This window comes from Chryseobacterium pennae, assembly GCF_003385515.1.
Taxonomy (GTDB): Bacteria; Bacteroidota; Bacteroidia; order Flavobacteriales; family Weeksellaceae; genus Chryseobacterium; species Chryseobacterium pennae.
The window spans coordinates 20,321-43,940 of record NZ_QNVT01000025.1 but is presented as its reverse complement, the minus strand read 5'-3'; the positions used below and the strand labels follow the sequence as shown (position 1 = coordinate 43,940).

The 23,620-nt window shown below is 36.4% G+C and carries 22 protein-coding genes; 20 read left to right on the top strand and 2 right to left on the bottom strand.

Going from position 1 to position 23,620, the window contains the following annotated elements:
* Positions 1-156 precede the first annotated feature (156 nt).
* Both DRF65_RS28585 and clpB read right to left on the bottom strand, forming a co-directional pair.
* Complete coding sequence (locus tag DRF65_RS28585) at positions 157-309, bottom strand: hypothetical protein (protein WP_165852287.1); 153 nt, start codon at positions 307-309, stop codon at positions 157-159.
* A 244-nt stretch (positions 310-553) separates the two neighbouring features.
* A complete protein-coding gene (gene clpB / locus DRF65_RS21190; protein WP_115972732.1) occupies positions 554-3,148 on the bottom strand; it encodes an ATP-dependent chaperone ClpB in 2,595 nt (864 codons plus the stop codon).
* A gap of 290 nt (positions 3,149-3,438) precedes the next feature.
* On the opposite strand from clpB, the gene DRF65_RS21185 reads away from it, so the two are divergent.
* From DRF65_RS21185 to DRF65_RS21095, 20 genes are all read left to right on the top strand, one after another.
* Positions 3,439-4,089 (top strand): TetR/AcrR family transcriptional regulator, encoded by a 651-nt coding sequence (locus tag DRF65_RS21185; protein ID WP_228438866.1) that lies wholly within the window; start codon positions 3,439-3,441, stop codon positions 4,087-4,089.
* Positions 4,090-4,389: 300 nt separating this feature from the next.
* Entirely contained in the window at positions 4,390-5,706 is a 1,317-nt protein-coding gene (locus tag DRF65_RS21180; protein WP_115972731.1) for a phenylacetate--CoA ligase family protein, read from the top strand.
* Complete coding sequence (locus DRF65_RS21175; protein WP_115972730.1) at positions 5,706-6,791, top strand: 2Fe-2S iron-sulfur cluster-binding protein; 1,086 nt, start codon at positions 5,706-5,708, stop codon at positions 6,789-6,791. The genes DRF65_RS21180 and DRF65_RS21175 overlap by 1 nt, the downstream gene beginning before the upstream one ends.
* Before the next feature lie 113 nt (positions 6,792-6,904).
* Positions 6,905-7,843, top strand: a complete 939-nt coding sequence (gene paaA / locus DRF65_RS21170) for a 1,2-phenylacetyl-CoA epoxidase subunit PaaA (protein WP_115972729.1) — start codon at positions 6,905-6,907, stop codon at positions 7,841-7,843.
* 112 nt (positions 7,844-7,955) lie between these two features.
* Complete coding sequence (gene paaB, locus DRF65_RS21165) at positions 7,956-8,237, top strand: 1,2-phenylacetyl-CoA epoxidase subunit PaaB (RefSeq protein ID WP_034679196.1); 282 nt, start codon at positions 7,956-7,958, stop codon at positions 8,235-8,237.
* Positions 8,238-8,343: 106 nt separating this feature from the next.
* On the top strand, positions 8,344-9,093 hold the full coding sequence (gene paaC, locus DRF65_RS21160; RefSeq protein WP_115972728.1) for a 1,2-phenylacetyl-CoA epoxidase subunit PaaC: 750 nt from the start codon (positions 8,344-8,346) through the stop codon (positions 9,091-9,093).
* 6 nt (positions 9,094-9,099) lie between these two features.
* The gene (locus DRF65_RS21155) at positions 9,100-9,909 is read left to right on the top strand and encodes an alpha/beta hydrolase (protein WP_115972727.1); all 810 of its coding nucleotides are present in this window, start codon (positions 9,100-9,102) and stop codon (positions 9,907-9,909) included.
* A gap of 3 nt (positions 9,910-9,912) precedes the next feature.
* On the top strand, positions 9,913-10,377 hold the full coding sequence (gene paaD / locus DRF65_RS21150; RefSeq protein ID WP_115972726.1) for a 1,2-phenylacetyl-CoA epoxidase subunit PaaD: 465 nt from the start codon (positions 9,913-9,915) through the stop codon (positions 10,375-10,377).
* Between the two features lie 152 nt (positions 10,378-10,529).
* On the top strand, positions 10,530-11,330 hold the full coding sequence (locus DRF65_RS21145) for an enoyl-CoA hydratase/isomerase family protein (RefSeq protein WP_115972725.1): 801 nt from the start codon (positions 10,530-10,532) through the stop codon (positions 11,328-11,330).
* A 93-nt stretch (positions 11,331-11,423) separates the two neighbouring features.
* Entirely contained in the window at positions 11,424-12,554 is a 1,131-nt protein-coding gene (locus DRF65_RS21140; RefSeq protein ID WP_115972724.1) for a 3-hydroxyacyl-CoA dehydrogenase NAD-binding domain-containing protein, read from the top strand.
* Positions 12,555-12,631: 77 nt separating this feature from the next.
* Positions 12,632-12,949 (top strand): hypothetical protein, encoded by a 318-nt coding sequence (locus DRF65_RS21135; protein WP_115972723.1) that lies wholly within the window; start codon positions 12,632-12,634, stop codon positions 12,947-12,949.
* Positions 12,950-12,954: 5 nt separating this feature from the next.
* Positions 12,955-13,368: a PaaI family thioesterase gene (locus tag DRF65_RS21130; protein WP_115972722.1), complete on the top strand. Its 414-nt coding sequence runs from the start codon at positions 12,955-12,957 to the stop codon at positions 13,366-13,368.
* Between the two features lie 108 nt (positions 13,369-13,476).
* Positions 13,477-14,682: a 3-oxoadipyl-CoA thiolase gene (gene pcaF / locus DRF65_RS21125; protein WP_115972721.1), complete on the top strand. Its 1,206-nt coding sequence runs from the start codon at positions 13,477-13,479 to the stop codon at positions 14,680-14,682.
* A 97-nt stretch (positions 14,683-14,779) separates the two neighbouring features.
* Positions 14,780-15,373 (top strand): acyltransferase, encoded by a 594-nt coding sequence (locus tag DRF65_RS21120; protein WP_115972720.1) that lies wholly within the window; start codon positions 14,780-14,782, stop codon positions 15,371-15,373.
* 18 nt (positions 15,374-15,391) lie between these two features.
* Complete coding sequence (locus tag DRF65_RS21115) at positions 15,392-16,219, top strand: alpha/beta hydrolase (protein ID WP_115972776.1); 828 nt, start codon at positions 15,392-15,394, stop codon at positions 16,217-16,219.
* Between the two features lie 116 nt (positions 16,220-16,335).
* Positions 16,336-18,831: a phenylacetic acid degradation bifunctional protein PaaZ gene (gene paaZ, locus DRF65_RS21110; RefSeq protein ID WP_115972719.1), complete on the top strand. Its 2,496-nt coding sequence runs from the start codon at positions 16,336-16,338 to the stop codon at positions 18,829-18,831.
* 180 nt (positions 18,832-19,011) lie between these two features.
* On the top strand, positions 19,012-19,173 hold the full coding sequence (locus DRF65_RS28580; RefSeq protein ID WP_165852286.1) for a bacteriocin-like protein: 162 nt from the start codon (positions 19,012-19,014) through the stop codon (positions 19,171-19,173).
* Positions 19,174-19,360: 187 nt separating this feature from the next.
* Positions 19,361-20,140, top strand: coding sequence for a DUF4241 domain-containing protein (locus tag DRF65_RS21105; protein ID WP_115972718.1), 780 nt, complete (start codon positions 19,361-19,363; stop codon positions 20,138-20,140).
* Between the two features lie 9 nt (positions 20,141-20,149).
* Entirely contained in the window at positions 20,150-20,845 is a 696-nt protein-coding gene (locus tag DRF65_RS21100) for an SMUG2 DNA glycosylase family protein (protein ID WP_115972717.1), read from the top strand.
* A 34-nt stretch (positions 20,846-20,879) separates the two neighbouring features.
* Positions 20,880-23,564, top strand: a complete 2,685-nt coding sequence (locus DRF65_RS21095) for a DEAD/DEAH box helicase family protein (protein ID WP_115972716.1) — start codon at positions 20,880-20,882, stop codon at positions 23,562-23,564.
* The last annotated feature ends 56 nt before the right edge of the window (positions 23,565-23,620 follow it).

Below are 23,620 nucleotides of genomic sequence, written 5' to 3'. Positions count from 1 at the left end.
TTTTCGCAAATTTCGCAAAAAAAATCATAGAAAACAGAATAGGAAATAGGGAATTATACTGTTATTTTTACCGTGTTTTTACGGGTTGTATGATTCAAAAAAAATACAAATAAAAAGTTATAAAGAACAAAACGGAGAAAAGTTCTCCGTTTATACTTAAATGCAACCATATTTTTTAGGATCCCTGCAAACCAGACCTGCTGTACAGCAAAGCCCTGTAGGGCAGTTCCAGAATTCGTCACATGCAATCATTGGAGGAAGAACTCCACCATCAATTTTCTTTAATTCCTGTCTTTTTAACTTTTTCATACTGATTTTGTTTGAGTTATTAATTTGTTAGAAAGATAAAGGTAATTATATTTCACATTGAAAAGATATAATTTTTAATAAAATATATTCTAATGATTGGAGTTTGTGAGGATTTACCGGTTTAATAATCTTATTTTTTAGCATTAATCAAACTTAAACAAGAGATATAAAATAAGTGCCGCAGATTTCTCTACAGCACTCATCTACAAAAATTAATGTATATGAAAAAAACTACTTTATTCTTTTATTGTTCAGTAGGTCTGAATACCAAGCCTGTTTCTACAAAATAATCCAGGGTTATTCTGTCACCATCGTTTACATTTCCTGCAAGGATTTCTTTAGACAGTTTATTCAATACCTCCTGCTGGATCACTCTTTTTAAAGGTCTTGCCCCAAATGCAGGATCATATCCTTTTTCCATCAGATAATCTACTGCGTCCTGAGTGAATGTCATAATGATGTTACGTTTTGCTAACATTTCATTGAATCCTCTCAGCTGAAACTGAACGATTTTTCCGATTTCTTTCTTTCTTAAAGGTTGGAACAGTACAATCTCATCAATTCTGTTCAGGAATTCAGGCCTTAATGTTTGTTTTAAAAGATCAAAAACTTCATCTTTGGTTTTATCCACAATCTCATCCTGATTCTCCTCGGTTAAGGTTTCAAAATTCTCCTGAATAAGATGAGAACCTAAATTCGAGGTCATAATGATGATTGAATTTTTGAAATTTACCACACGTCCTTTGTTGTCCGTTAAACGACCATCATCCAAAACCTGAAGTAAAGTGTTGAAAACATCAGGATGTGCTTTTTCAATCTCATCTAAAAGCACTACTGAATAAGGTCTTCTTCTTACCGCTTCAGTCAATTGTCCGCCTTCATCATACCCTATATATCCCGGAGGCGCTCCTACCAACCTGGAAACACTGTGACGTTCCTGATATTCACTCATATCAATTCTGGTCATATTGTTTTCATCATCAAATAAGAACTCAGCTAATGCCTTTGCAAGCTCCGTTTTACCTACACCGGTGGTTCCTAAGAATAAGAAAGATCCAATTGGTTTTTTATCATCACTCAATCCGGCTCTGTTTCTTCTGATCGCATCTGCTACAGCCTCAATAGCTTCATCCTGGCCCACAACCCTGTGGTGGAGTTCTGCTTCCAGATTCAATAATTTATCTCTTTCAGACTGTAATAACTTGGTTACAGGAATACCTGTCCATTTTGCAATGACTTCAGAGATATTTTCAGAAGTTACTTCCTCTTTGATAAGTTCATTCTGATGATTCTGCATTTCGAGTTCAAGTTTTGCCAATTCATCTTCTTTTTCACGAAGTTTTCCATATTGGATTTCCGCTACTTTGGCATAATCTCCTGCTCTGGAAGCTCTTTCAGCCTCTAATTTCAGAGATTCAATATCTTTTTTGATCTGGGTAAGATCCTCACTTTTCTGTTTTTCTTTCAGCCATTTGGCATTGATCTCGTTTCTCTGTTCGGAAATTTTAGCAATGTCTTCTTTTAAATGGTCAATTTTGGTTTGATTGCCTTCTCTTGAAATCGCAGCCAATTCAATTTCCAGCTGCATTAGTCTTCTGTCTAAAACATCCAGTTCTTCTGGTTTGGAGTTGATCTCCATTCTTAATTTAGCAGAAGCCTCGTCGATAAGGTCAATTGCTTTATCCGGCAAAAATCGGTCTGAAATATATCTTTGAGACATTTCCACGGCAGCAATAATTGCTTCATCTTTGATTCTTACTTTATGGTGAGCCTCGTATTTATCTTTAATTCCACGAAGAATGGAAATCGCAGATTCTGTGTCCGGTTCTTCCACCATTACTTTCTGGAAACGTCTTTCTAAGGCTTTATCCTTTTCAAAATACTTTTGGTATTCACTCAAGGTAGTTGCTCCAATTGCTCTTAATTCACCTCTGGCAAGGGCTGGTTTCAGAATATTGGCGGCATCCATAGCCCCTTCACCGCCTCCGGCACCCACTAAAGTATGGATCTCATCAATGAAAAGAATGATCTGTCCGTCAGATTTGATCACTTCATTCACTACAGATTTCAGACGCTCTTCAAATTCACCTTTATATTTTGCTCCCGCGATCAATGCTCCCATATCCAATGAATACAAGGTTTTATTCATGAGGTTTTCAGGAATATCACCACTGATAATTCTGTGAGCAATCCCTTCGGCAATAGCTGTTTTACCTACACCTGGTTCTCCAATAAGGATAGGGTTGTTTTTTGTTCTTCTGGAAAGGATCTGTAAAACTCTTCTGATCTCTTCATCACGCCCGATTACCGGATCCAGCTTTCCTTCAGCTGCTAACTCATTGAAGTTTTTAGCATACTTATTTAAAGACTGATAAGTTTCTTCTGAACTTGCAGAAGTAGCTTTGCTTCCTTTTCTTAATTCTTTAATGGCTCCTTCCAATAGTTTTTTAGTTACACCCATGTCTTTCAACATTTGAGAAACTTCGGAACTGGTTTCAATAAGGGATAGCCACAAATGCTCAATCGTTACATATTCATCACCCATTTTTTTAGCGATGTTGGGCGCGTCCAGCAATACTTTGTTTGCTGATTGTGAAAGATAAATATTTCCTCCCTGTACTTTTGGAAGCTTTTCTAAATTTTCGCGGTTGCGCTCTCTTACTAAATTGGCATCTGCTTCAGACTTTTTTAATAAGAAAGGTGATATATTTTCATCTACCTGAAAGATTCCTTCAAGGAGATGTTGAGGTTCAATACTTTGATTACCGAATTCCATGGCAACCTGTTGTGCTGCCTGGATGGCTTCTTGTGATTTTACAGTATATTGGTTTAAGTTCATATTTTATATATTTTTGGTAATGATTCGTTTAAAGTTTTGTCTTAAAAAACATCAAGAAACTAAATTTTCAGGCTTAGCTTCTTAATGCCTATCAATTATTTAATCATGTAATCGAAGAGTGTATCGCAAAAATCATTCAATTATTAAATTTACAAAAAATATGGACAAAATTTCCGGATTATGTATTTTTAACGATAATTTAACTTGACAAAATTTCCGATTCTATAAAAATTTCTCTGAAATTGATGAACAAATAGTCAGCTTAAAGAAGAAAAGCCTGAAAAGTAAATTTGGAATTCACCGAATTTGCTGGATTCCAGTATTCAATTTATTTCAGAATAACTACTTTTGCATTTTTACAGATGGAACTTAAAGAAAAACAAAGGAAAATATTAAACGTAGCAGTAGAACTTTTCAAGGAAAAGGGCTATATGGGAAGCTCTGTTAGAGATCTTGCTACGAAGCTTAATATCAAGGCAGCATCCTTATATGCACATATCCGTTCAAAAGAAGAAATTCTGGAGTGGGTTTGTTTTGGTATTGCACAGGAGTTTTTCGATGAGCTTCAGAAAGTAAAAAATACAGATATTGTTCCAAGGGAAAAACTGAATTTGTTTTTAGATAAACACCTGTCAGTTGTTCTTAAAAACCGTGATGTTACCCACATCTATTCCATAGAGTGGAGACATCTGGAAGAAAGACTTCCTGAATTTATAGAATTAAGGAAAAATTATCAGCAGGAAGTAGAACAGCTGATTTCTGAAATCTATCAGGCCGAAAAATGGGAACTGAAATCGCCCTCCTTTACTACAAGATTCATTCTTCATACCCTGAATAATTCTTATTTCTGGTTTAAAAGAAGCAGTGATTCTACAGATGAGATTACTGAAGAAATAAGGGATAAAATTCTTTATGGACTTCTGGGGAATCAAAGCAAGTAATATAGTTTTGTCATTCTGACGAATGAAGAATCTCTATAATTATCAGATCTTACTTAACATTTAGTTTTACATTTTAAAGAAATTTTCTTGAGATTCCACGTTTATTTCATTCCGCTTTGAACGGTAAATAGCATGTGGAGCAGCTTCTATCAACTTTTCCGTATTTTTTGATTTGTAATGATTCATGAGTAATTTCAAATTAGTTATTTAGAATCATTCAAAATATGACGAAAATCATAAAAATTTTGCCAGCTTCCAAAATCTTTTTAAATTTACACCTAACAAATGTTAGTTAGTTTTATGGATTTTTCAGTTGAATATCTGGAGCTGGGTCAATTGAGACAGCTTCAATCCGACCGGTTAGTAAATCTCATGGGTTATCTGAACGAGAAATCGGAATTTTATAGAAGAAAGTTTAATGAATTGCAGATCTCTCCACAGGAAATAAGGTCAATTGATGATATCACGAAACTTCCGATTACTTATAAACAGGATTTAAGAGACAATTACCCATTCGGTTTATTTACTGTTCCTAAAACTGAACTTCAGAGGATTCACTGTTCAAGTGGGACTACAGGAAAACCAACAGTGGTGGGATACACAAAAGAAGATGTAGATCTTTTCAGTGAAGTGGTGGCAAGATCATTACATGCAGCAGGGGCAAGACCGGGAATGCAGCTGCATAATGCTTATGGTTATGGGATTTTTACCGGAGGTTTAGGGCTTCATTACGGTGCCGAAATGTTGGGAATGAGTGTTCTTCCTATTTCAGGAGGAATGACAGCCAGACAGGTAGATCTTATTGTAGACTTCAAACCGGAAGTAATCTGCTGTTCCCCATCTTATGCTTTAACCATTGCTGATGAATTTGCTAAAAGAGGAATTTCTGCTGATGAAATCAGTCTTAAGTATGCGATATTGGGATCAGAACCATGGACAGACATTATCAGGGGGCATATTGAAGAAAGATTGGGTGTTCATGCAACCAATATTTATGGTTTGAGTGAAATTATCGGTCCTGGAGTTTCTATGGAAGACTTTGAAGAAAAAGGAGGCTCTTACATTTGGGAAGACCATTTCTATCCTGAAATTCTGGACCCAATTACCAAGCAGCCTGTTCCGTTCGGAGAAGAAGGAGTGCTTGTAATTACCACATTAACGAAAAAAGCAATGCCGCTTCTGCGTTACTGGACGAATGATATTACAAGTCTTTACTATGATGAAAATGCCAAAAGAAGCATGGTGAAGATGAAGCCGATTATTGGCAGAGCAGATGATATGCTGATCGTAAGAGGGGTAAACGTATATCCAAGCCAGATTGAAGAGGTATTTTCTCATGTAAAAGGAGTGGTTCCCAATTATTATTTAACTCCAATAGAAAAAGAACATATGTGTGTCGCCTTAGATATTGATGTTGAAATAGATGATGAGCTGGTCAATACACAAAAAATACAAGCAAATACCGATGATTATTTTAATTTTGTCGGAAGCTTTGGGAAAAATATTGAAAACGAAATAAAAAAGAGAGTAGGAATCACTACAAAGGTGAAAGTTCATGCTCAGGACAGTTTGCCGAAGTGCGAAGGTGGAAAAATTAATAGAATACTAAAAAAATAATGAATTCATTTTATAAACTTAAAACTGTAAAGGTTCAGAAGGATACTTCAGACGCTGTGAATGTAGCGGTAGAAATTCCTGAAGAACTGAAAGACAAGTTCAGGTTCAAACAGGGACAGTACCTTAATTTCCGAATGGTGATCAACGGAAATGAAGAGAGACGTTCTTACTCTATCTGCAATGCTCCAAGCGAAAAAAGCAATACCCTGGAAGTTTTGGTGAAATTGCTGGAAAACGGAAAAGTATCAGGATATTTCAATGAGCATCTTCACATGGATGAAATGCTGGAAGTAATGCCTCCAATGGGAGGTTTCAACACTTCTTATCACCCTACCAATATAAAAACTTATATAGGATTAGCTGCAGGAAGCGGAATTACACCGGTTTTATCCAATATCAAAGAAAGCCTTTATCAGGAGCCTAACAGCAATGCTTACCTGTTTTACAGCAACAGAAGTATGAATCATGTTTTAAGAAAAGCTGAAATTGATAAGCTGGTAGAGCAGTTCAACGGAAGACTGAAAGTGATTTATCTGGTAAGCCGTGAGAAACATGAAGATCCGGTTTTTGAAGGAAGAATTTCCGCAGAAAAATTAGATCAGTTGTTTGAAAGATACACCGAGATCGATGTAAAAGAAGCAACTTATTTCATTTGTGGTCCTTCAGAGATGATTAAAGGCATCGCAGATTATTTAAAGAAAGATAAAAAAGTACCGGCAATTCAGGTTCTATTTGAATATTTCACAGCCCCTGACGAAGAGAATACAGAGGAAATGAGTGATGAATTCAAAGCGATTGCCAATATTGAAAGTATGGTAACGGTCATTATTGATGATGATGAATATTCGTTCCACCTTAATTCCAAAAAAGAAAGTATCTTAGATAAAGCATTGAAAGACAACCTTCCTGTGCCTTTTGCATGTAAAGGAGGAGTTTGTTGTACGTGTAAAGCGGAAGTTTTGGAGGGAGAAGTTTTTATGGAGAAAAACTACGCGCTTACCGAAGATGAAGTAGCCAGAGGTTACGTTCTGACCTGCCAATGTCACCCGACAACAAATGTGGTGATGCTTAATTATGATGTTTAATTCAATTTGAAAATGTGCTAATTTGGAAATTTGAAAATGGGTAATAGTTTATTCTCAGTTTCTCTAAATAATTTTCAAATTAACTAATTCTCAAATTCTCAAATTAAAAGATTATGGACTTAGAAAAATTTGTTCAATACGTTCACGAAGAAAATAAAGTAGAGCCAAAAGATGTAATGCCCGATGATTACAGAAAATTATTGGTTCGCCAGATTTCACAGCATGCCCATTCTGAAATCGTAGGAATGCTGCCGGAAGCCAACTGGATTTCCAGAGCTCCATCATTAAGAAGAAAAATGGCACTTCTTGCTAAAGTTCAGGATGAGGCAGGACACGGTTTATACCTATACTCTGCAACAGAAACCTTAGGAAACGGAAGCATCAGGGCAGACAGAGATGCTACTTATGATGATATGCTGGAAGGAAAAGCAAAATATTCAAGTATTTTCAATTATCCGACTCTAAGCTGGGCTGATATCGGTGCTATCGGTTGGTTGGTTGATGGTGCTGCCATTATGAACCAGGTAATGTTGATGGGGAACTCTTATGGTCCTTATTCAAGAGCGATGGTGAAAATCTGTAAAGAAGAATCTTTCCACCAAAGACAAGGGTATGAGATCCTGATGGCGCTTTGCCGTGGTACAAAACAACAGAAAGAAATGGCTCAGGCTTCATTAAACCGTTTCTGGTGGCCGGCTTTAATGATGTTTGGTCCTAATGATGATAGCTCGCCAAATTCTAAAATCTCCATGAATTACAGAGTGAAAAGAGAAAGTAACGACAGTCTTCGTCAGAGATTTATTGACGTTACCGTTTCTCAGGCTGAATTCCTAGGATTAACGATTCCGGATAAAGATCTGAAATGGAATGAAGAAAGACAGCATTATGATTTCGGAGAACTTCCTTGGGGTGAATTCATGGAAATCTTAAAAGGAAACGGACCTGCCAATAAAAAACGTATTGAGACGAAGAGAAAGGCTCAAAGAGAAAATTCATGGGTGAAAGAAGCAGCAATTGCTTTTGCAGAAAAACAACAAAAAGAAGTAATATAATAATGTAACAATATACCAATGTAAAAATGTAACAATCAATTGTCATTCTGAGCAAAGCGAAGAATCTCATTGATAAACTGGTACATTGATACATTGTTAAATTAATTTGACTATGGCAAATTTAGATATGTGGGAAGTGTTTATTCAGACTAAACCGGGATTATCTCACAAACACGTTGGAATTGTACAGGCGCCAACAGCAGAAATGGCTTTACAGAACGCAAGAGACGTTTATACAAGAAGAAAAGAAGGAACTTCTGTTTGGGTAGTTCCAAGTAAATATATTGTGACTTCGGAAGGGATAGATAAAGAAGCGTTCTTCGATCCGGCTGATGACAAACTATACCGTCATCCAACTTTCTATGATATTCCAAACGACGTAAAAAATATGTAATAAGAATAAGACTTGGAGATAATAGACGAAGAGATAAAAGACGTTAAAGTGTACCTATCTATCATCTATCCGTCTATCATCTGTTAGTCTTCAAATCTACTAAACAATGAACCCATTATATAATTATTTATTAAAACTAGCAGATGACAGTTTCATTATGGGACAGCGTTTGTCTGCATGGTGCGGTGAAGGTCCTTATTTAGAGGAAGATATTGCATTAACGAATATTGCGTTGGATGAACTTGGGCAGGCCAATAACTTTTATGTGTATGCTTCAAGAGTGATTGATAACGGTAAAAATGAGGATGATATTGCCTTTTTAAGATATGAGCACGAATATCTAAACGCACACTGGACAGAGCTTCCTAATGAAGATTATGCACAGACCATTCTTAAAGTATATGTTTTCTCTATATATCAGAAACTGATGTATGAAGCATTATCAAATTCTACAGATGAAGAGTTATCTGCTATTGCTCAGAAATCATTAAAAGAAGTAAGATATCACTATACTCATACGGCATCCTGGATGAAGATTTTCGCTCAGGGAACAGAAGAAAGCCGCCAGCGTTTGGAAAAAGCCATCGAAAATATCTGGGAATACACCAAAGGATTATTTGCCAAATCAGAAGGTGAAGATGATCTTGTTGTGTTAAATATCGTTCCTAATGTTGATGAACTGTACAAAGAGTTTGTTGCCATTACAGAGAAAGATTTCCAAAGCTTTGGGTTAGAATATCCAACTGATCCGTTTATGCAGCCAAAATCCAGAACAGGATATCATACAGAATACTTTGGATTTATCCTTTGTGAGCTTCAGTATATGCAGAGAGCGTATCCTGGGTGTACCTGGTAGTAAGTCATGAAAAATATGCTTCTGGGAATACTTGCTTTTTTTCTTATAGCATACATACTGCTATGTGTAGGAATTTATTTCTATCAGGAGAAAATTATTTTTTATCCTGAAAAGTTACCTGAAAATTATAAGTTTAGTTTTGATGGTAGTTTTGAAGAAATAACAATCCGGACAAAGGATGAAAAGCATTTGAGTTCAGTATTATTTAAAACTCAAAATCCCAAAGGAGCTATCTTTTATCTTCATGGAAACGGAGGATCAATAAAAGGCTGGAGTGAAGTCGCTCAATTGTATAAAAGTATTAATTATGATACGTTTATGTTGGATTACAGAGGCTACGGTAAAAGCGAAGATCATATTAATAGTAAAGATCAGCTTTTTTCAGATGTTGAGAATGCTTACCAGGAGCTTTTAAAAAGATATCCGGAAAACAAAATTATTATTTTAGGATACTCTGTAGGAACAGGATTAGCTGCAAAATTAGCATCAGACCATCAGGCAAGATTGTTAATTTTACAAGCACCTTACTACAGTATGAAAGATGAAATGAGTCAGAAATTTTCATTTCTTCCTAAGTTTTTACTGAAATATAATTTTGAGACCAACGAATATTTAAAAACCGTTCCATCACCTGTTATTATTTTTCATGGTGATAAAGATGAGGTTATTCATTATAATGCCTCTTTAAAACTTAAAAATAATTTCAAAAAAGGGGATAGCCTGATCGTATTAAAAGATCAGTATCACAACGGAATAACAGATAATTTGGACTATCAGAATTCAATGAAAATAATTCTTGGTTCTGATAAAAAATAGAATATGAATCAGCTTTTAGATTTATTAAAAACAATTCCCGATCCGGAAATTCCGGTGATTGATATTGTAGAATTAGGAATTGTAAGAGACGCACAGGTAACAGGTGAAAATTCCTGTGAGGTGATAATTACTCCTACATATTCCGCCTGTCCTGCAATGTTTACCATTGAAAAAGATATTATCAAGATGATGAAGGAAAACGGATGGGAAGCAAAAGTAGTCACCAAAATGTTTCCGATATGGACAACAGACTGGCTGACCGATGAAGCAAGAGAAAAACTACGTGCTTTCGGAATTACGCCTCCTGAAAAAGGAGCAGACGAGAATCACATCGGGAAACCGAAAAAATGTCCACGCTGTGGTTCGGAGCATACCAAACAGATCAGCAGGTTCGGGTCTACCTTGTGTAAGGCTTCTTATCAGTGCTTAGATTGTCTGGAACCTTTTGATTATTTTAAATGTCACTGATAGGTAACACTGAATCAAAGTATCAGTTTAGCCCTAAAATTTACGGACTATGCAAAACATAACGATGATAGTGCTAGATTGTTAAATTGTTAGACAATTACATTGATTAATATTGTTAAATTAGTGCATTATTAAATATAAAATACAACACTATGTATACACAACTCGATATTGAATCGCATTTTGACGGGAAGCTTAAAATAGCTTATCTGAATCAGCCTGAAACGATGAACGCGCTTACAAAGCCAGCTTTAGCAGATCTTAAAGATTTCGTTAAAGAATGCAGTGAAGATGAAACCGTAAGATGTGTTGCTATTTCCGGAAGAGGCAGAGCTTTTTGTTCAGGCCAAAATCTTGAAGAAGCTTTTGCGGTAGGTAAAGAGCACCATGATCAGGATATTATCAGAAAAATTGTGGTAGACTACTACAATCCATTGGTAATGGAAGTTACCCGTTGTAAAAAACCGGTTATTGCATTGGTAAACGGACCTGCAGTAGGAGCAGGAGCAATGCTGGCTTTAATTTGCGATTTCGTATTGGCCAACAACAAAGCTTATTTTGCTCAGGCATTTTCAAATATCGGTTTGATCCCTGATACAGGAGGAACTTACTTCTTACCGAAGCTTTTAGGTAGACAATTGGCCAATTATTTAGCGTTCACAGGTAAAAAATTATCTGCTGAAGAATCTAAAACTCATGGTCTTGTCGCTGAGGTTTTCAGTGAAGAAGAGTTTGGTCCAAAATCAATGGAAATCCTTGAAAGAATGGCAAACATGCCAACCGCAGCTCTTAAGTTAACAAAAAAAGCTTTTGCCAATTCTTATACCAATACTCTAAAAGAACAGTTGGAATTGGAAGGGGATCTGCAACAGGAAGCTGCAGAAACAGAAGACTTCATAGAAGGTGTAAATGCCTTTTTACAGAAAAGAAAACCTGATTATAAAGGAAGGTAAAATTCGTATTAATGTATTCATGTAAAATGTATTAATGATTTTAAAACTTGTTTACATGAATACATTTTACATTAATACATTGTACAGATAAAAATGAATATTGGAATTATTGGGGCAGGAACCATGGGTGTTGGAATTGCCCAGGTAGCTGCAACAGCAGGATGCAAGGTCGTTTTATTCGATGCTAATGCTCCACAAATAGATAAAGCACTTACAGGGTTAGAGAAAACCCTTCAGAAATTAGCTGAAAAAGGGAAAATTTCCCAGGAAAAAGCTGCAGAGATCAGAAACAATATCGTTAAAGGTGAAGCCTTACAGGATTTAAAAGATTCTAACTTAGTTATTGAAGCGATCATTGAAAATAAAGATATCAAAACCAAAGTTTTTACAGAGCTTGAAACTTATGTTTCCGAAGACTGTATCATTGGTTCCAATACATCATCCATTTCTATCACCTCTCTGGGGGCAGAACTCAAGAAACCAGAGCGTTTCATCGGAATTCATTTCTTCAACCCGGCTCCTCTGATGCCTTTAGTAGAAGTAATTCCTTCTTTATTAACAGAAAAAACTTTAGCGGAAAAAATATACAACCTCATGAAAGATTGGGGGAAAACGCCTGTTATAGCTAAAGATATTCCTGGGTTCATTGTCAATAGAATTGCCCGTCCATATTATGGTGAGGCATTAAGAATTGTTGAAGAAAATATTGCAACACCAGAACAGGTAGATGATGCAATGAAAACGGTAGGAAACTTCAAAATGGGACCCTTTGAATTAATGGACCTTATTGGAGTAGATGTGAACTTTGCCGTAACAACAACGGTTTATAAAGATTATTTCTATGATCCTAAATATAAACCCTCTTTACTTCAACAGAGAATGTCTGAAGCTAAACTTCATGGCAGAAAAACAGGAAAAGGTTTCTACGATTACAGTGAAGACGCTGTAAAACCGGAAGCACAGAAAGATGATGCTCTTTATCAGCAGATCTTCTTAAGAATTATTTCAATGCTGATCAATGAAGCTGTGGAAGCTAAAAGATTAGGGGTTGCAAATGATGAAGACATCGAACTGGCCATGCAGAAAGGAGTAAACTATCCAAAAGGATTATTAGGTTGGGGAAAAGAAATCGGATACTTAAAAATCTCTGAGACCCTACAGAACCTTTACAATGAATATCAGGAAGAAAGGTACAGACAAAGTCCTTTACTTCGTAAACTATAAAATATATAAATATATCAGCTTACCAATGTGATTCTTTGGCGAAACATTGATAAGCTGATATATTGTTAAATTAAAAAATGAATATAGAAGAATTCAGAGCAGAACTGGAAACTAGGCTTTTAATTGAGAAACAGTATTTGACTCAGGAAGCTTCATCCATAGAAGATAGTCAGGAAAGACTTGAATTGTTGGGGAAGTTTAATGAAAAATACAGAACGTTAATTCAAAGACTTGCCAATGAAAGTGGAATTGATTTAAACGCAATGTATGAAGGAGAAAATAGCTCTGATAATTCCGGTACTCATCTTTCATATGAACAGGTGATTCTGGGTAAGACCATGAGTGTTTACGACAAATTATCCGATGAATTATATGAAGAAATAACAAACGAATAGTAGAAATGAATCCAAGACAAGTAGCAGATTATATGTTCAATCAGGATTATTTTTCCCAATGGATGAATATCAAGATGATTGAAGTAAAAGAAAATTACTGTTTAATAGAAATGCCGATTAAGAAAGATATGATTAATGGGCTTAAAACAGTGCATGGAGGCGTAACGTTTGCTTTTGCAGATTCTGCACTGGCATTTTCATCCAACAATACGGGAGATGCTGCTGTAGCTTTAAACTGTATTATCAATTTTACCAAAGCTGGAAAAGAAGGCGATGTTTTCAGAGCAGAGAGCATTCTGGTGAATGATACCAGAAAGACGGCTGTTTATGACATTAAGATCACCAATCAGAACAATGAACTGATTGCTAAGTTTGTAGGAACAGTATATAAAATCGGAAAAAAAGTAACAGAATTATAAAGAATTTGAAAATTTGAAGATGAGGTAATTTGAAAATTATTGTATTCTTTAAATCTTACTATCAGACATTTTCAAATTCTCAAATTGACTCATTTTCAAATTAAAATTATGAACAACGTATACATCATAGACTATGTCAGAACTCCCATTTCAAAACTACAGGGAGGATTATCAGAAGTAAGAGCAGATGATTTGGGAGCTATTGTTATCAAAGAAGTGGTTGCAAGAAATCCTCAAGTTCCTGTAGAGGAAATTGAAGATGTAATTTTTGGATGCGCTAATCAGGCTGGTGAAGATAACAGAAACGTAGCCAGAATGGGACTTTTATTAGCTGGGCTTCCTTATAAAATAGGAGGTGAGACGGTAAACAGACTTTGTGCTTCAGGAATGTCTGCTGTGGCTAATGCTTTCCGTTCTATTGCAGCTGGAGAAGGAGAAATTTATATCGCCGGTGGAGTAGAGCATATGACGCGTTCTCCTTATGTAATGTCCAAACCAAGTGCAGCTTTCGGAAGAGACAGCCAGATGTATGATACCACTTTCGGATGGAGATTTATCAATCCGAAAATGAAAGAAATGTATGGCGTTGACGGAATGGGTGAAACTGCAGAAAATCTGGCAGACATGCACCAGATCAACAGAGAAGATCAGGACAAGTTTGCCCTTTGGTCTCAGCAAAAAGCAACCAAAGCTCAGGAAAGCGGAAGATTAGCGGAAGAAATTGTAAAAGTTGAAATCCCACAGAGAAAAGGTGATCCGATTGTTTTTGAAAAAGATGAGTTTATTAAACCCACTTCTTCCATGGAAGGATTAGGAAAACTTCGTCCAGCTTTCAGAAAAGAAGGAACAGTAACTGCCGGAAATGCTTCAGGAATGAATGACGGAGCTGCTGCATTGATCTTAGCCAGTGAAGAAGCTGTAAAAAAATATGGATTAAAACCAAAAGCTAAAATCCTTGGATCTTCTGTAGCTGGTGTAGAACCAAGAATTATGGGAATCGGGCCTGTAGAAGCCACTCAAAAGCTATTAAAGAGATTAAACCTTTCTCTGGAAGATATAGACATCATCGAACTAAATGAAGCCTTTGCAGCACAGGCATTAGCTGTAACAAGAAGCTTAGGTTTACAGGATAATGATGCAAGAATAAATCCAAACGGAGGAGCTATTGCTATTGGCCACCCACTGGGAGTTTCCGGAGCAAGAATCATTGGTTCTGCAGCCATGGAACTTCAGAAACAGGATAAAAAATATGCATTGTGTACCCTTTGTATCGGTGTCGGACAAGGCTATGCAATGGTCATTGAAAAAGTATAATCAATTTGAAAGTGGGATAATTTGATAATTTGAAAATGTTTAGTGACATTATTTATTTTCAAATTATCCCATTCTCAAATTCTCAAATTAAAAAAATATGAATATCTACTCATATCACGGAATCCGTCCCATCATAAAATCCTCTGCTTATATTCATCCACAGGCAGTGATTATCGGGAATGTAGAAATTGGTGAAGAAGTTTATATTGGTCCCAATGCAGTGATTCGTGGTGACTGGGGGAAAATTATCATTAAAGACGGAGCCAATGTTCAGGAGAACTGTACGCTTCATGTTTTCCCGAATATAGAAACTATTTTGGAGGAATCTGCCCATATTGGACATGGAGCAATTATTCACTCCGGACATATCGGAAAGAACTGTTTAATCGGAATGAATTCTGTGGTGATGGATAAAGCGTATATCGGTGATGAAAGCATCGTAGGTGCTCTGGCTTTTGTTCCTGCTAACTTCAGATGTGAACCGAGGAAACTAATTGTAGGAAGCCCTGCAAAAATTATCCGTGATGTCTCTGATGAAATGATTCATTGGAAAACAGAAGGAACAAAACTATACCAGGAATTGGCAAGAGAAGGAAAAGAAGCCATTCTTCCTTGTGAACCTTTTACTGAATACGTTCAGCAGATCCCTACAAAGATTGTAGATTACAGTATTTGGGATGATATAAAATAAATGACCTTAAAATTAAATATGATTAAAAGAATTGCTCTTGTATGCAGCATGATGTTTGCGGTAAATTGTAGCTTATCAGCACAGACTGTCAGTACAAAACCGCTTACAATAGGAGAAGTGAGGACTATTAAGTCTAAAACTCTGAATGAAGAAAGAACATTGAACATCTATCTTCCTCAAAACTTTGATAAAGCAAAATCATATCCAATCATCTATCTTTTAGATGGAAGTATGAATGAAGACTTTATCCATGTTACAGGATTGGTGCAGTTCTTTAACCAGATGTATGCCATGCCGGAAACCATTGTGGTTGGAATTGCGAATATAGACAGAAAAAGAGATTTTACTTTTCATACAGACTTAAAGGATTTACAGAAAGACTATCCTACAACAGGACATTCGGATAAGTTTATCACCTTTTTTGAAAAAGAACTGAAACCTTATGTGGAGAGCCAGTTTAAAACTACAGAACAATATCTGTTCGGACAGTCGCTTGGTGGGCTTTTAGCAACAGAAATCCTATTGAAGAAACCTGAAATGTTCAACAATTATTTCATCATCAGCCCGAGTTTATGGTGGGATGATGAAAGCCTTTTAAAGCAGGCTCCTCAATTACTTTCAAAATCTGCGGATACTAAAAAGTTCGTTTATGTTTCTGTAGGAAAAGGAGAACACCCTGTGATGATAAAAGATGCAGAAGGTTTATATGATGTTTTGAAAAAAGCAGGAAAGAAAAACTGGACAGTAGAATATAAAATGATGGAAACGGACAATCATGCAACGATTCTTCACAGAAGTTTATATGAAGGTTTGGTAAAACTTTTCCCATATCAGGAACCAAAATAATTAATCAATATAACACTATACCAATGTAAAAATGTAACAATCAATAGTCATGCTGAACGAAGTCGAAGCACCCATTGATTAACCGATACATTTTATATGGTTAAATTAAATATTTTATGCAAAAACTAAAAAACTATATCTACGGAGAATGGGTAGAAGGTACCGGAAACGGAGTTCCTTTGTACAATGCCGTTACAGGAGAACAAGTAGCCGTTTCCGATACTGAAGGGCTTAATTTTGAGCAGGCCCTTGACTATGGAAGAACAGTAGGATATAAAAACCTTTCTTCAATGACCTTCTACGACCGTGGGGAAATGTTGAAAAAAGTGGCACTTTACCTGCTGGAAAGAAAGAAAAAATATTACGACTTATCATATAAAACAGGAGCTACACATGTGGATTCATGGGTGGATATTGAAGGAGGTTTCGGAACTTTCTTTACCTACTCCGGACTGGCAAAAAGAATGCTTCCCAATACTTCATTTTGGGTAGATGGAGATACTCAGAAAATTTCAGCTAACGGAACTTTCTTGGGAACTCATATTTTAACGCCTAGCGAAGGTGTTTCTGTACAGATCAATGCCTATAACTTTCCGGTGTGGGGAATGTTGGAAAAGCTTTCTACTTCCTTATTGGCAGGTGTTCCTTCTATTGTGAAACCATCCCCTTTCGGATCTTATCTTACGAATGCTGTATTTCAGGATATGATTGAAAGTGGAGTTTTACCGGAAGGAGCAGTACAATTAGTATGTGGAGAACCGGGGAATATTCTGGATTATATTCAGGATGGCGACTCAGTTCTATTTACAGGTTCAGCTACTACAGGAAGGAAATTGAAATCACTTCCTTCTGTTGCCGGAAATGCAGTACGTTTCAATATGGAAGCAGACTCTCTGAACTGTTCTATTCTTGGATTGGATGCAAAACCGGGAACTCCGGAATTTGATTTATTCATCAAAGAAGTTCGTAACGAAATGACCACAAAAGCAGGTCAGAAATGTACAGCGATCAGAAGAATCATTGTTCCCGAGCACTTAATAGGAGATGTTCAGAATGCTTTATCTAAAGCTTTGGACCAAACAAAAATTGGAAATCCGTTAAGCAGAGAAACAAAAATGGGTTCTTTAGTGGGAAGACAGCAATACGAGGAAGTTCTGAGAAAAGTAAATATTCTAAAATCAGAAACAGAGCTTGTTTATGATGGAAAACATGAACTGGTAGATGCTAACTATGACAACGGAGCATTTATGAGTCCTAAATTATTCCTGAATGATAAGCCTTTCGAAAAAAATATCTCCCACGATGTAGAAGCTTTCGGGCCGGTATCTACATTAATGCCCTATAAAGATGCTGAAGAAGCAGCGGCTTTGGCAAAAAGAGGAAAAGGAAGTTTGGTAGGATCTATCGTTTCTCATGATGAAAACTTTATTGCAGAAACCTCATGGAAAATGGCCTCCCAACATGGTAGGATCTTTGTTTTGAACAGAGATAATGCCAAAGAGAGTACAGGTCACGGTTCTCCACTTCCGACGCTAATGCATGGCGGACCTGGTAGAGCAGGAGGCGGAGAGGAAATGGGCGGATTAAGCGGTCTTCATTTTTTCCTGCAGAAAACTGCAATTCAGGGATCACCGGATGTGTTGAAAGCGATTACTAAAATTTACCAGCAAGGAGCGGAGAAGAAATTCTCAGATAAGCATCCTTTCCAGAAATATTTTGAAGAAGTTGAAGTAGGGGATTCTTTGGAAACAGCAGGAAGAACTGTTACCGATGCGGATATCGTAAACTTTTCCAATGTTTCATGGGATCATTTCTATGCTCATACTGATGCTACAAGTTTAACGGGAACTATTTTCGACAAAACAGTTGCGCATGGATATTTTATCCTTTCAGCAGCAGCAGGATTATTTGTTTCCGGGAAAAAAGGACCAGTTATCGCCAATTATGGGTTAGAAGAATGTAGTTTCTTTAAACCTGTATATGCTGGTGATACCATTACCGTTTATTTAACAGCAAAAGAAAAGGTTAACAGAGGAGTTAAGGGAAGAAATATTCCGTCAGGAGTTGTAAAATGGCTGGTGGAAGTAGTAAACCAAAGAGATGAGGTAGTTTGTGTAGCAACTATTTTAACACTGGTGGCAAAACAATCTCCTTTCATCGACCTTACTGTGAAGAATGTTCAAAAGATCTTAAGCGGATTAACAGAAAGTACTCCTGCACTTTGGGGTAAAATGTCTCCACAGCAAATGATTGAGCACCTGGATCAGGCTTTATTGGTAAGTTTAGGTGAGCCTGAAGCAGATAAATGCTTCACTCCTGAAGAACATCTTGAAAAATGGCAGGATTCTCTTTATAACCACAGAGCAATGCCGAAGGACTTTACCGCTCCGTTTTTACCACAGGATGGTTCACTTCCGGAACTTACCCATAAGAATCTGGAATCTGCAAAACAGGCATTCACTGATAATCTAAAACGATTTGTAGTGTATTACAAAGAAAATCCACAGGCGGAGCACATGAACTTTGTATTCGGAAAACTGAACAAAGAAATGTGGGAATTGATGCATAAGAAACATTTTACCCATCATTTTGAACAATTCGGATTGATTTAATTCAGGATAAAAATATAGTAAAGCAGCATTTTAGGAATAATTTGCTGTTTTTTTATAGGACTATAAGGAAACTTGAACCCTATCAGGTTATTACAGTGGGTTTCATTAAAAATGATTAACTTTAATAGGCGAAATCCGAAAAGCATATAGAGTAGGAGAGAATATCAAAAACTAATTACTATGAAAAACTTAAAAAGACTTTCAAGAAATGAATTGAGATCTCTTAAAGGAGCAGGACCAATATGGAATTGTACTCCTCATTCTTGTCCTCGGGGAACATGTTGTATTCCCGGAAGATGGCCAGACCGATTAGGTGCCTGTGTTATATGTGCAGACTCTTAGTTTAATTAATTAAAAAATTAAATACTATAGCAAGCAGCAAGTCACCGTGACTTGCTGCCTTATTTTAATAACCATGTCAAGGTTCAAAACCTTGACAAGGATAAAAAGCCAGAAAAACCAGACCGAAGTATTTTGAAAATCAATAAATGAATAGTATTTTTAAACTTCAATCATAAAATAAGAAACAATGAACGAAAATTGGATGCAAAAATGGGAAGAGATAAAAGACAAATTGATATCTCCTGTAGATGTTGAGACCTATTTTACCTCTGATGAAATTATGGAGCAAAAGATGGAGACGATGGGAATAGGTAATGTTTCCCTGCCATCAGGAAAAGTAATTGTAAGAGATCCCCTTGTATATCTGAATCAGAAGGAGCAGCCTTTTTTTGTTGAGGTTCCCAAAGGAGATTTTCCAGTAACCATTGCCGTAGTAAAGCTGGAAGATTGGGGAGATCGCTATGCCGCAGTAAAAGTTGAATTTACTAAAGAAAAACCGGTTATTTACAGAGAAGCATTAATTGGTATAGAAAATATTGATAGTGCCAGTGAGGACGGTTTTTTTGGATTTAATGTTGATGCCGGGTTAGCGTGTATTACCGATCCTGAAGTGGTTCCTTATGTAGATAAGTTTATTTCAGAACTGGATGTAGATAATATTTACGATGATTATTTTGTAGCATTGTTTGCTAAGAGCTATTCAGAAAATCCAAGAAACCAAAGAGATTTGGGAGATTGGATCAATTGGACGGTGCCTGGTACAGAATATCAGATCCCTATATTTGCAAGTGGAATAGGAGATGGAGTATATCCGGTTTACTTTGCTTATGATGAAAAGGACAAATTATGTGGAGTATATATTCACTTTATCGATATTGAATTGGAATTGTCCGAATATGACGACGATGAGGAGGATGACGAAGATAAAGAAACAGGCCCGGCAGATAATTTTGTTTTTCTAAAATAAATAAAACTGATGAGTAAAACTTTTGCAGATCAGGTTATTGAATTCAATGAAAATCTAAACTATTCAGGAAACCTTCCCAAAGGCTTTGAAGCATTGAATCCGTATCTGGACAATCCGGAGACGATGGAGGTCATGCAAAAGTTTTATCACAAATATTATAACGACTCCGGCAAAAGAAAGTTTATTGTTGGTATTAATCCCAGCCGCCATGGGGCAGGAGTAACAGGAGTTCCTTTTACAGATACCAAACGATTGGAAAGCGTCTGTGGAATACCAATGAAATCTGCCCGTACTCATGAAGTTTCCTCCGTATTTATGTATGATATGATTGCTGATTATGGTGGTGCAGATCTTTTTTATAAAGATATTTATATCAATTCTCCATTCCCTTTAGCCATTGTAAGAAAAACAAAGAACGGATGGCTTAATGCCAATTATTATGATGATAAAGAACTGTTTGAAGCTGTAAAAGTTTTTATGATAGATTCCCTCAAAAAACATATCAGCCTGAATCTGGATACTTCAGAAGTGTTTATTCTTGGGAAGAAAAATGCTGAATTTATCTCAAAACTCAATAAAGAGGCCCAGCTTTTCGATACCATGACGGTTCTGGAGCATCCCCGATATATTCAGCAATACAAATCAAAAGAAAAACAGCTGTATATAGACAAATATATTTTATCATTAAAAGATAAAAATCAGTAATTCCGGTGAGGCTGTTTTTTATTAAATTGTGAACATGAATGTTTTCCCTAAAAACACGACTTTTAAATATAACTGGCGAACTTATCAGAAGAAATTTCTGGACCATCTTGACGAATATCTTATAGATAATCATCTTCATGTTTCTGCACCTCCAGGTTCTGGGAAAACAGTTCTCGGGCTGGAAGTCATGTTGAGGCTTGGCAAACCTACACTTATTGTAGCTCCTACCTTAGCCATAAAAAATCAGTGGATCCAGAGATTTTGTGAACTGTTCCTTAATACAGAAACGGTTCCCGAATGGATATCTTCAGATATTAGAAAGCCGGGAATTATTACTGTCACAACCTATCAGGGAATTCATGCTGCTTCTGAAACAGCTGAAGAAGAGGAGGAAACTATGAGGAAATCTCCAAAAGTACCAGCTTCAGAAATTATAAAACGCCTTCAGAAACAAAAAGTAGGAACCCTTATTCTGGATGAAGCTCACCATTTGAAAAATGCCTGGTGGAGCAGTCTTACGGAACTGAAAAATAAAATTGAACCCACTGTTGTTTCCCTTACTGCAACACCTCCCTTTGATGTTTCCGGTACAGAATGGCAAAAGTATATCCAGTTGAATGGTCCTATAGATGCAGAAATATCAGTTCCTGAACTGATGATTGAAGGAGATCTTTGCCCACATCAGGATTTGGTACACTTTACATTACCCTCTCTGGAAGAGCAAAAGAAAATTGAATATTACCATAAGCAGGCCTTAGGATTCTTTGAAGAAATTAAAAAAGATGATATTCTTCTCAATGCTATTGAGGAGCATCCTGTATATCAGGAGCCGTTGAGCCACCTGGATTGGATCTATGAAAATATATCTTCCTATACTTCCGGGCTGGTTTATCTTCATTTCAGGGAAAAAGAAATTCCCGAAGTTCATTTTGAAATTATCGGTGATCAGCAGAAATATATTCCTGAATTTGATTTCTTCTGGATGGAAGAACTTCTCGACTTCTATTTACTGGTAGATGAAGTTCATTTTAAAAATTATGAAGATCACCATACAGACTTAGGTAACCGTTTAAAAAGGCACGGATTTTTGGAACAGAATACTCTGAGTTTCTTTAATAATAAAAATACAAATCAGATTCTCAATTCAAGTATAGGTAAACTTCAGGGAATACAGGATATCGTGGATTTTGAATCTTCCGTACTTAAAGATGATCTGAGAATGGTTATCCTAACTGATTTTATAAAAAAAGAATATCTGAATAACGGAACCCAGAATACCCTCACCCTTGATAAAATAGGAGCCGTTCCCATCTTTGAAAAACTGAGGCGGGAAAACTTCCAGCAGAAAAAAATAGGGATTCTTACAGGGAGTCTGGTGATTATTCCGGTAAATGCTAAAAGTGTATTTGAGGAACTCTGTATAAAAAGAGCAGTTTTTGGGATACGGCTTTCACCATTGAGCTATGATCCGGATTATCTCATGATCAACCTTACGGAACAAATAAAGCGTGATATTGTACACATTATTACGGAAATCTTTCAGCGTGGAGGTATTCATGTTTTGATCGGAACCAAATCATTGCTGGGAGAAGGGTGGGATGCTCCAAAAATGAATACTTTAATTCTGGCAAGCTTTATAAGTTCCTTTGTACTGTCCAATCAGATGAGGGGAAGAGTTATAAGAACAGATAAAGATATTCCTCATAAGACAGGCAATATATGGCATCTTGTCTGCTTTGATCCTAATGATGAAACTGGCGGGCAGGATCTGAATATTATGAAGCGGCGGTTTAAAACCTCTGTCGGGATTTCCAATAAAGATATTCCTACTATTGAAAACAATTTTGAAAGGCTTAATGTTAAAACCATAGAAACTAAGAGCAGAATTTCAGAAATTAATCAGTCGTTTTTTGTTCTGGCCCAGGACAGAAAGAATCTTATCAGCCGTTGGGGAAAAGCACTTGATCTTGGAAATATTTTAGTAGAAGAAATACAGGTTCCCTCCATCAATATGGCAGCGATGAAGGACGTGAAGATGGACTATGTCGGAAAAATGTCAGGAAATATAGTGAAGGTAATGGCATCTTCCGTATTATTATTCTGGCAGAATCTTTTATTCGGTATTCTCAGAAATATACAGGCGATTGATTCTGTAAAAACCTTTTCATTGATTGTATCCTTATTTGGATTAGCAGGTTTCATCGTATATGGGCGAAAATTATATATATCAGTAAAGCAATACTGGAGATACCAGGATATTGGGAAACAGCTTGGAGCACTTGCAGAAGTAGTCTTACACGGGCTGATTCATGAAAGAGTGATAAGAACCTCTTTTGAACAGTTGAATATTATAAGTTCATCCAATAGCAGCGAAGGAGCATTCTGCTACCTGAAAGGAGGGAGTCAATATGAAAGCACGCAGTTTATTCAGACTTTACAGGAAATGGTCTCTCCGGTAGATAATCCACGATATATTTTGAAACAGAAAAAGAATTTTTTCTTTCTGAAAAAAGAACAGTATTTTCCGGTACCTGAAATTTTTGCAAAAAATAAAAAAAGTGCAGAATTTTTTACTAAAACCTGGAATAAAACCGTTGGAGCATCAGAACTTATTTTTACAAGAACCATTGACGGCCGCAATATCTTGCTAAAACTGAGGTTTGAAGCCCTTTTAAAAAGAAATGGGAGAATAGAACACCTTCATAAATGGACAAGATAAAAAAACAATCCCCTTAATATAATCAAGGGGTGTTGTTCATGAATTAGAATCTTTGT

Bases quoted from the DNA above. Each gene is read 5' to 3' on its own strand.
- DRF65_RS28585 (WP_165852287.1), bottom strand. From the start codon at position 309: ATGAAAAAGTTAAAAAGACAGGAATTAAAGAAAATTGATGGTGGAGTT.
- DRF65_RS21095 (WP_115972716.1), top strand. From the start codon at position 20,880: ATGAATGTTTTCCCTAAAAACACGACTTTTAAATATAACTGGCGAACT.
- DRF65_RS21120 (WP_115972720.1), top strand. From the start codon at position 14,780: ATGAATATCTACTCATATCACGGAATCCGTCCCATCATAAAATCCTCT.
- DRF65_RS21180 (WP_115972731.1), top strand. From the start codon at position 4,390: ATGGATTTTTCAGTTGAATATCTGGAGCTGGGTCAATTGAGACAGCTT.
- paaC (WP_115972728.1), top strand. From the start codon at position 8,344: ATGAACCCATTATATAATTATTTATTAAAACTAGCAGATGACAGTTTC.
- clpB (WP_115972732.1), bottom strand. From the start codon at position 3,148: ATGAACTTAAACCAATATACTGTAAAATCACAAGAAGCCATCCAGGCA.
- DRF65_RS21115 (WP_115972776.1), top strand. From the start codon at position 15,392: ATGATTAAAAGAATTGCTCTTGTATGCAGCATGATGTTTGCGGTAAAT.
- DRF65_RS21100 (WP_115972717.1), top strand. From the start codon at position 20,150: ATGAGTAAAACTTTTGCAGATCAGGTTATTGAATTCAATGAAAATCTA.
- DRF65_RS21175 (WP_115972730.1), top strand. From the start codon at position 5,706: ATGAATTCATTTTATAAACTTAAAACTGTAAAGGTTCAGAAGGATACT.
- DRF65_RS21135 (WP_115972723.1), top strand. From the start codon at position 12,632: ATGAATATAGAAGAATTCAGAGCAGAACTGGAAACTAGGCTTTTAATT.
- DRF65_RS21155 (WP_115972727.1), top strand. From the start codon at position 9,100: ATGAAAAATATGCTTCTGGGAATACTTGCTTTTTTTCTTATAGCATAC.
- DRF65_RS21140 (WP_115972724.1), top strand. From the start codon at position 11,424: ATGAATATTGGAATTATTGGGGCAGGAACCATGGGTGTTGGAATTGCC.
- DRF65_RS21130 (WP_115972722.1), top strand. From the start codon at position 12,955: ATGAATCCAAGACAAGTAGCAGATTATATGTTCAATCAGGATTATTTT.
- paaB (WP_034679196.1), top strand. From the start codon at position 7,956: ATGGCAAATTTAGATATGTGGGAAGTGTTTATTCAGACTAAACCGGGA.
- DRF65_RS28580 (WP_165852286.1), top strand. From the start codon at position 19,012: ATGAAAAACTTAAAAAGACTTTCAAGAAATGAATTGAGATCTCTTAAA.
- pcaF (WP_115972721.1), top strand. From the start codon at position 13,477: ATGAACAACGTATACATCATAGACTATGTCAGAACTCCCATTTCAAAA.
- paaA (WP_115972729.1), top strand. From the start codon at position 6,905: ATGGACTTAGAAAAATTTGTTCAATACGTTCACGAAGAAAATAAAGTA.
- DRF65_RS21105 (WP_115972718.1), top strand. From the start codon at position 19,361: ATGAACGAAAATTGGATGCAAAAATGGGAAGAGATAAAAGACAAATTG.
- paaZ (WP_115972719.1), top strand. From the start codon at position 16,336: ATGCAAAAACTAAAAAACTATATCTACGGAGAATGGGTAGAAGGTACC.
- DRF65_RS21145 (WP_115972725.1), top strand. From the start codon at position 10,530: ATGTATACACAACTCGATATTGAATCGCATTTTGACGGGAAGCTTAAA.
- paaD (WP_115972726.1), top strand. From the start codon at position 9,913: ATGAATCAGCTTTTAGATTTATTAAAAACAATTCCCGATCCGGAAATT.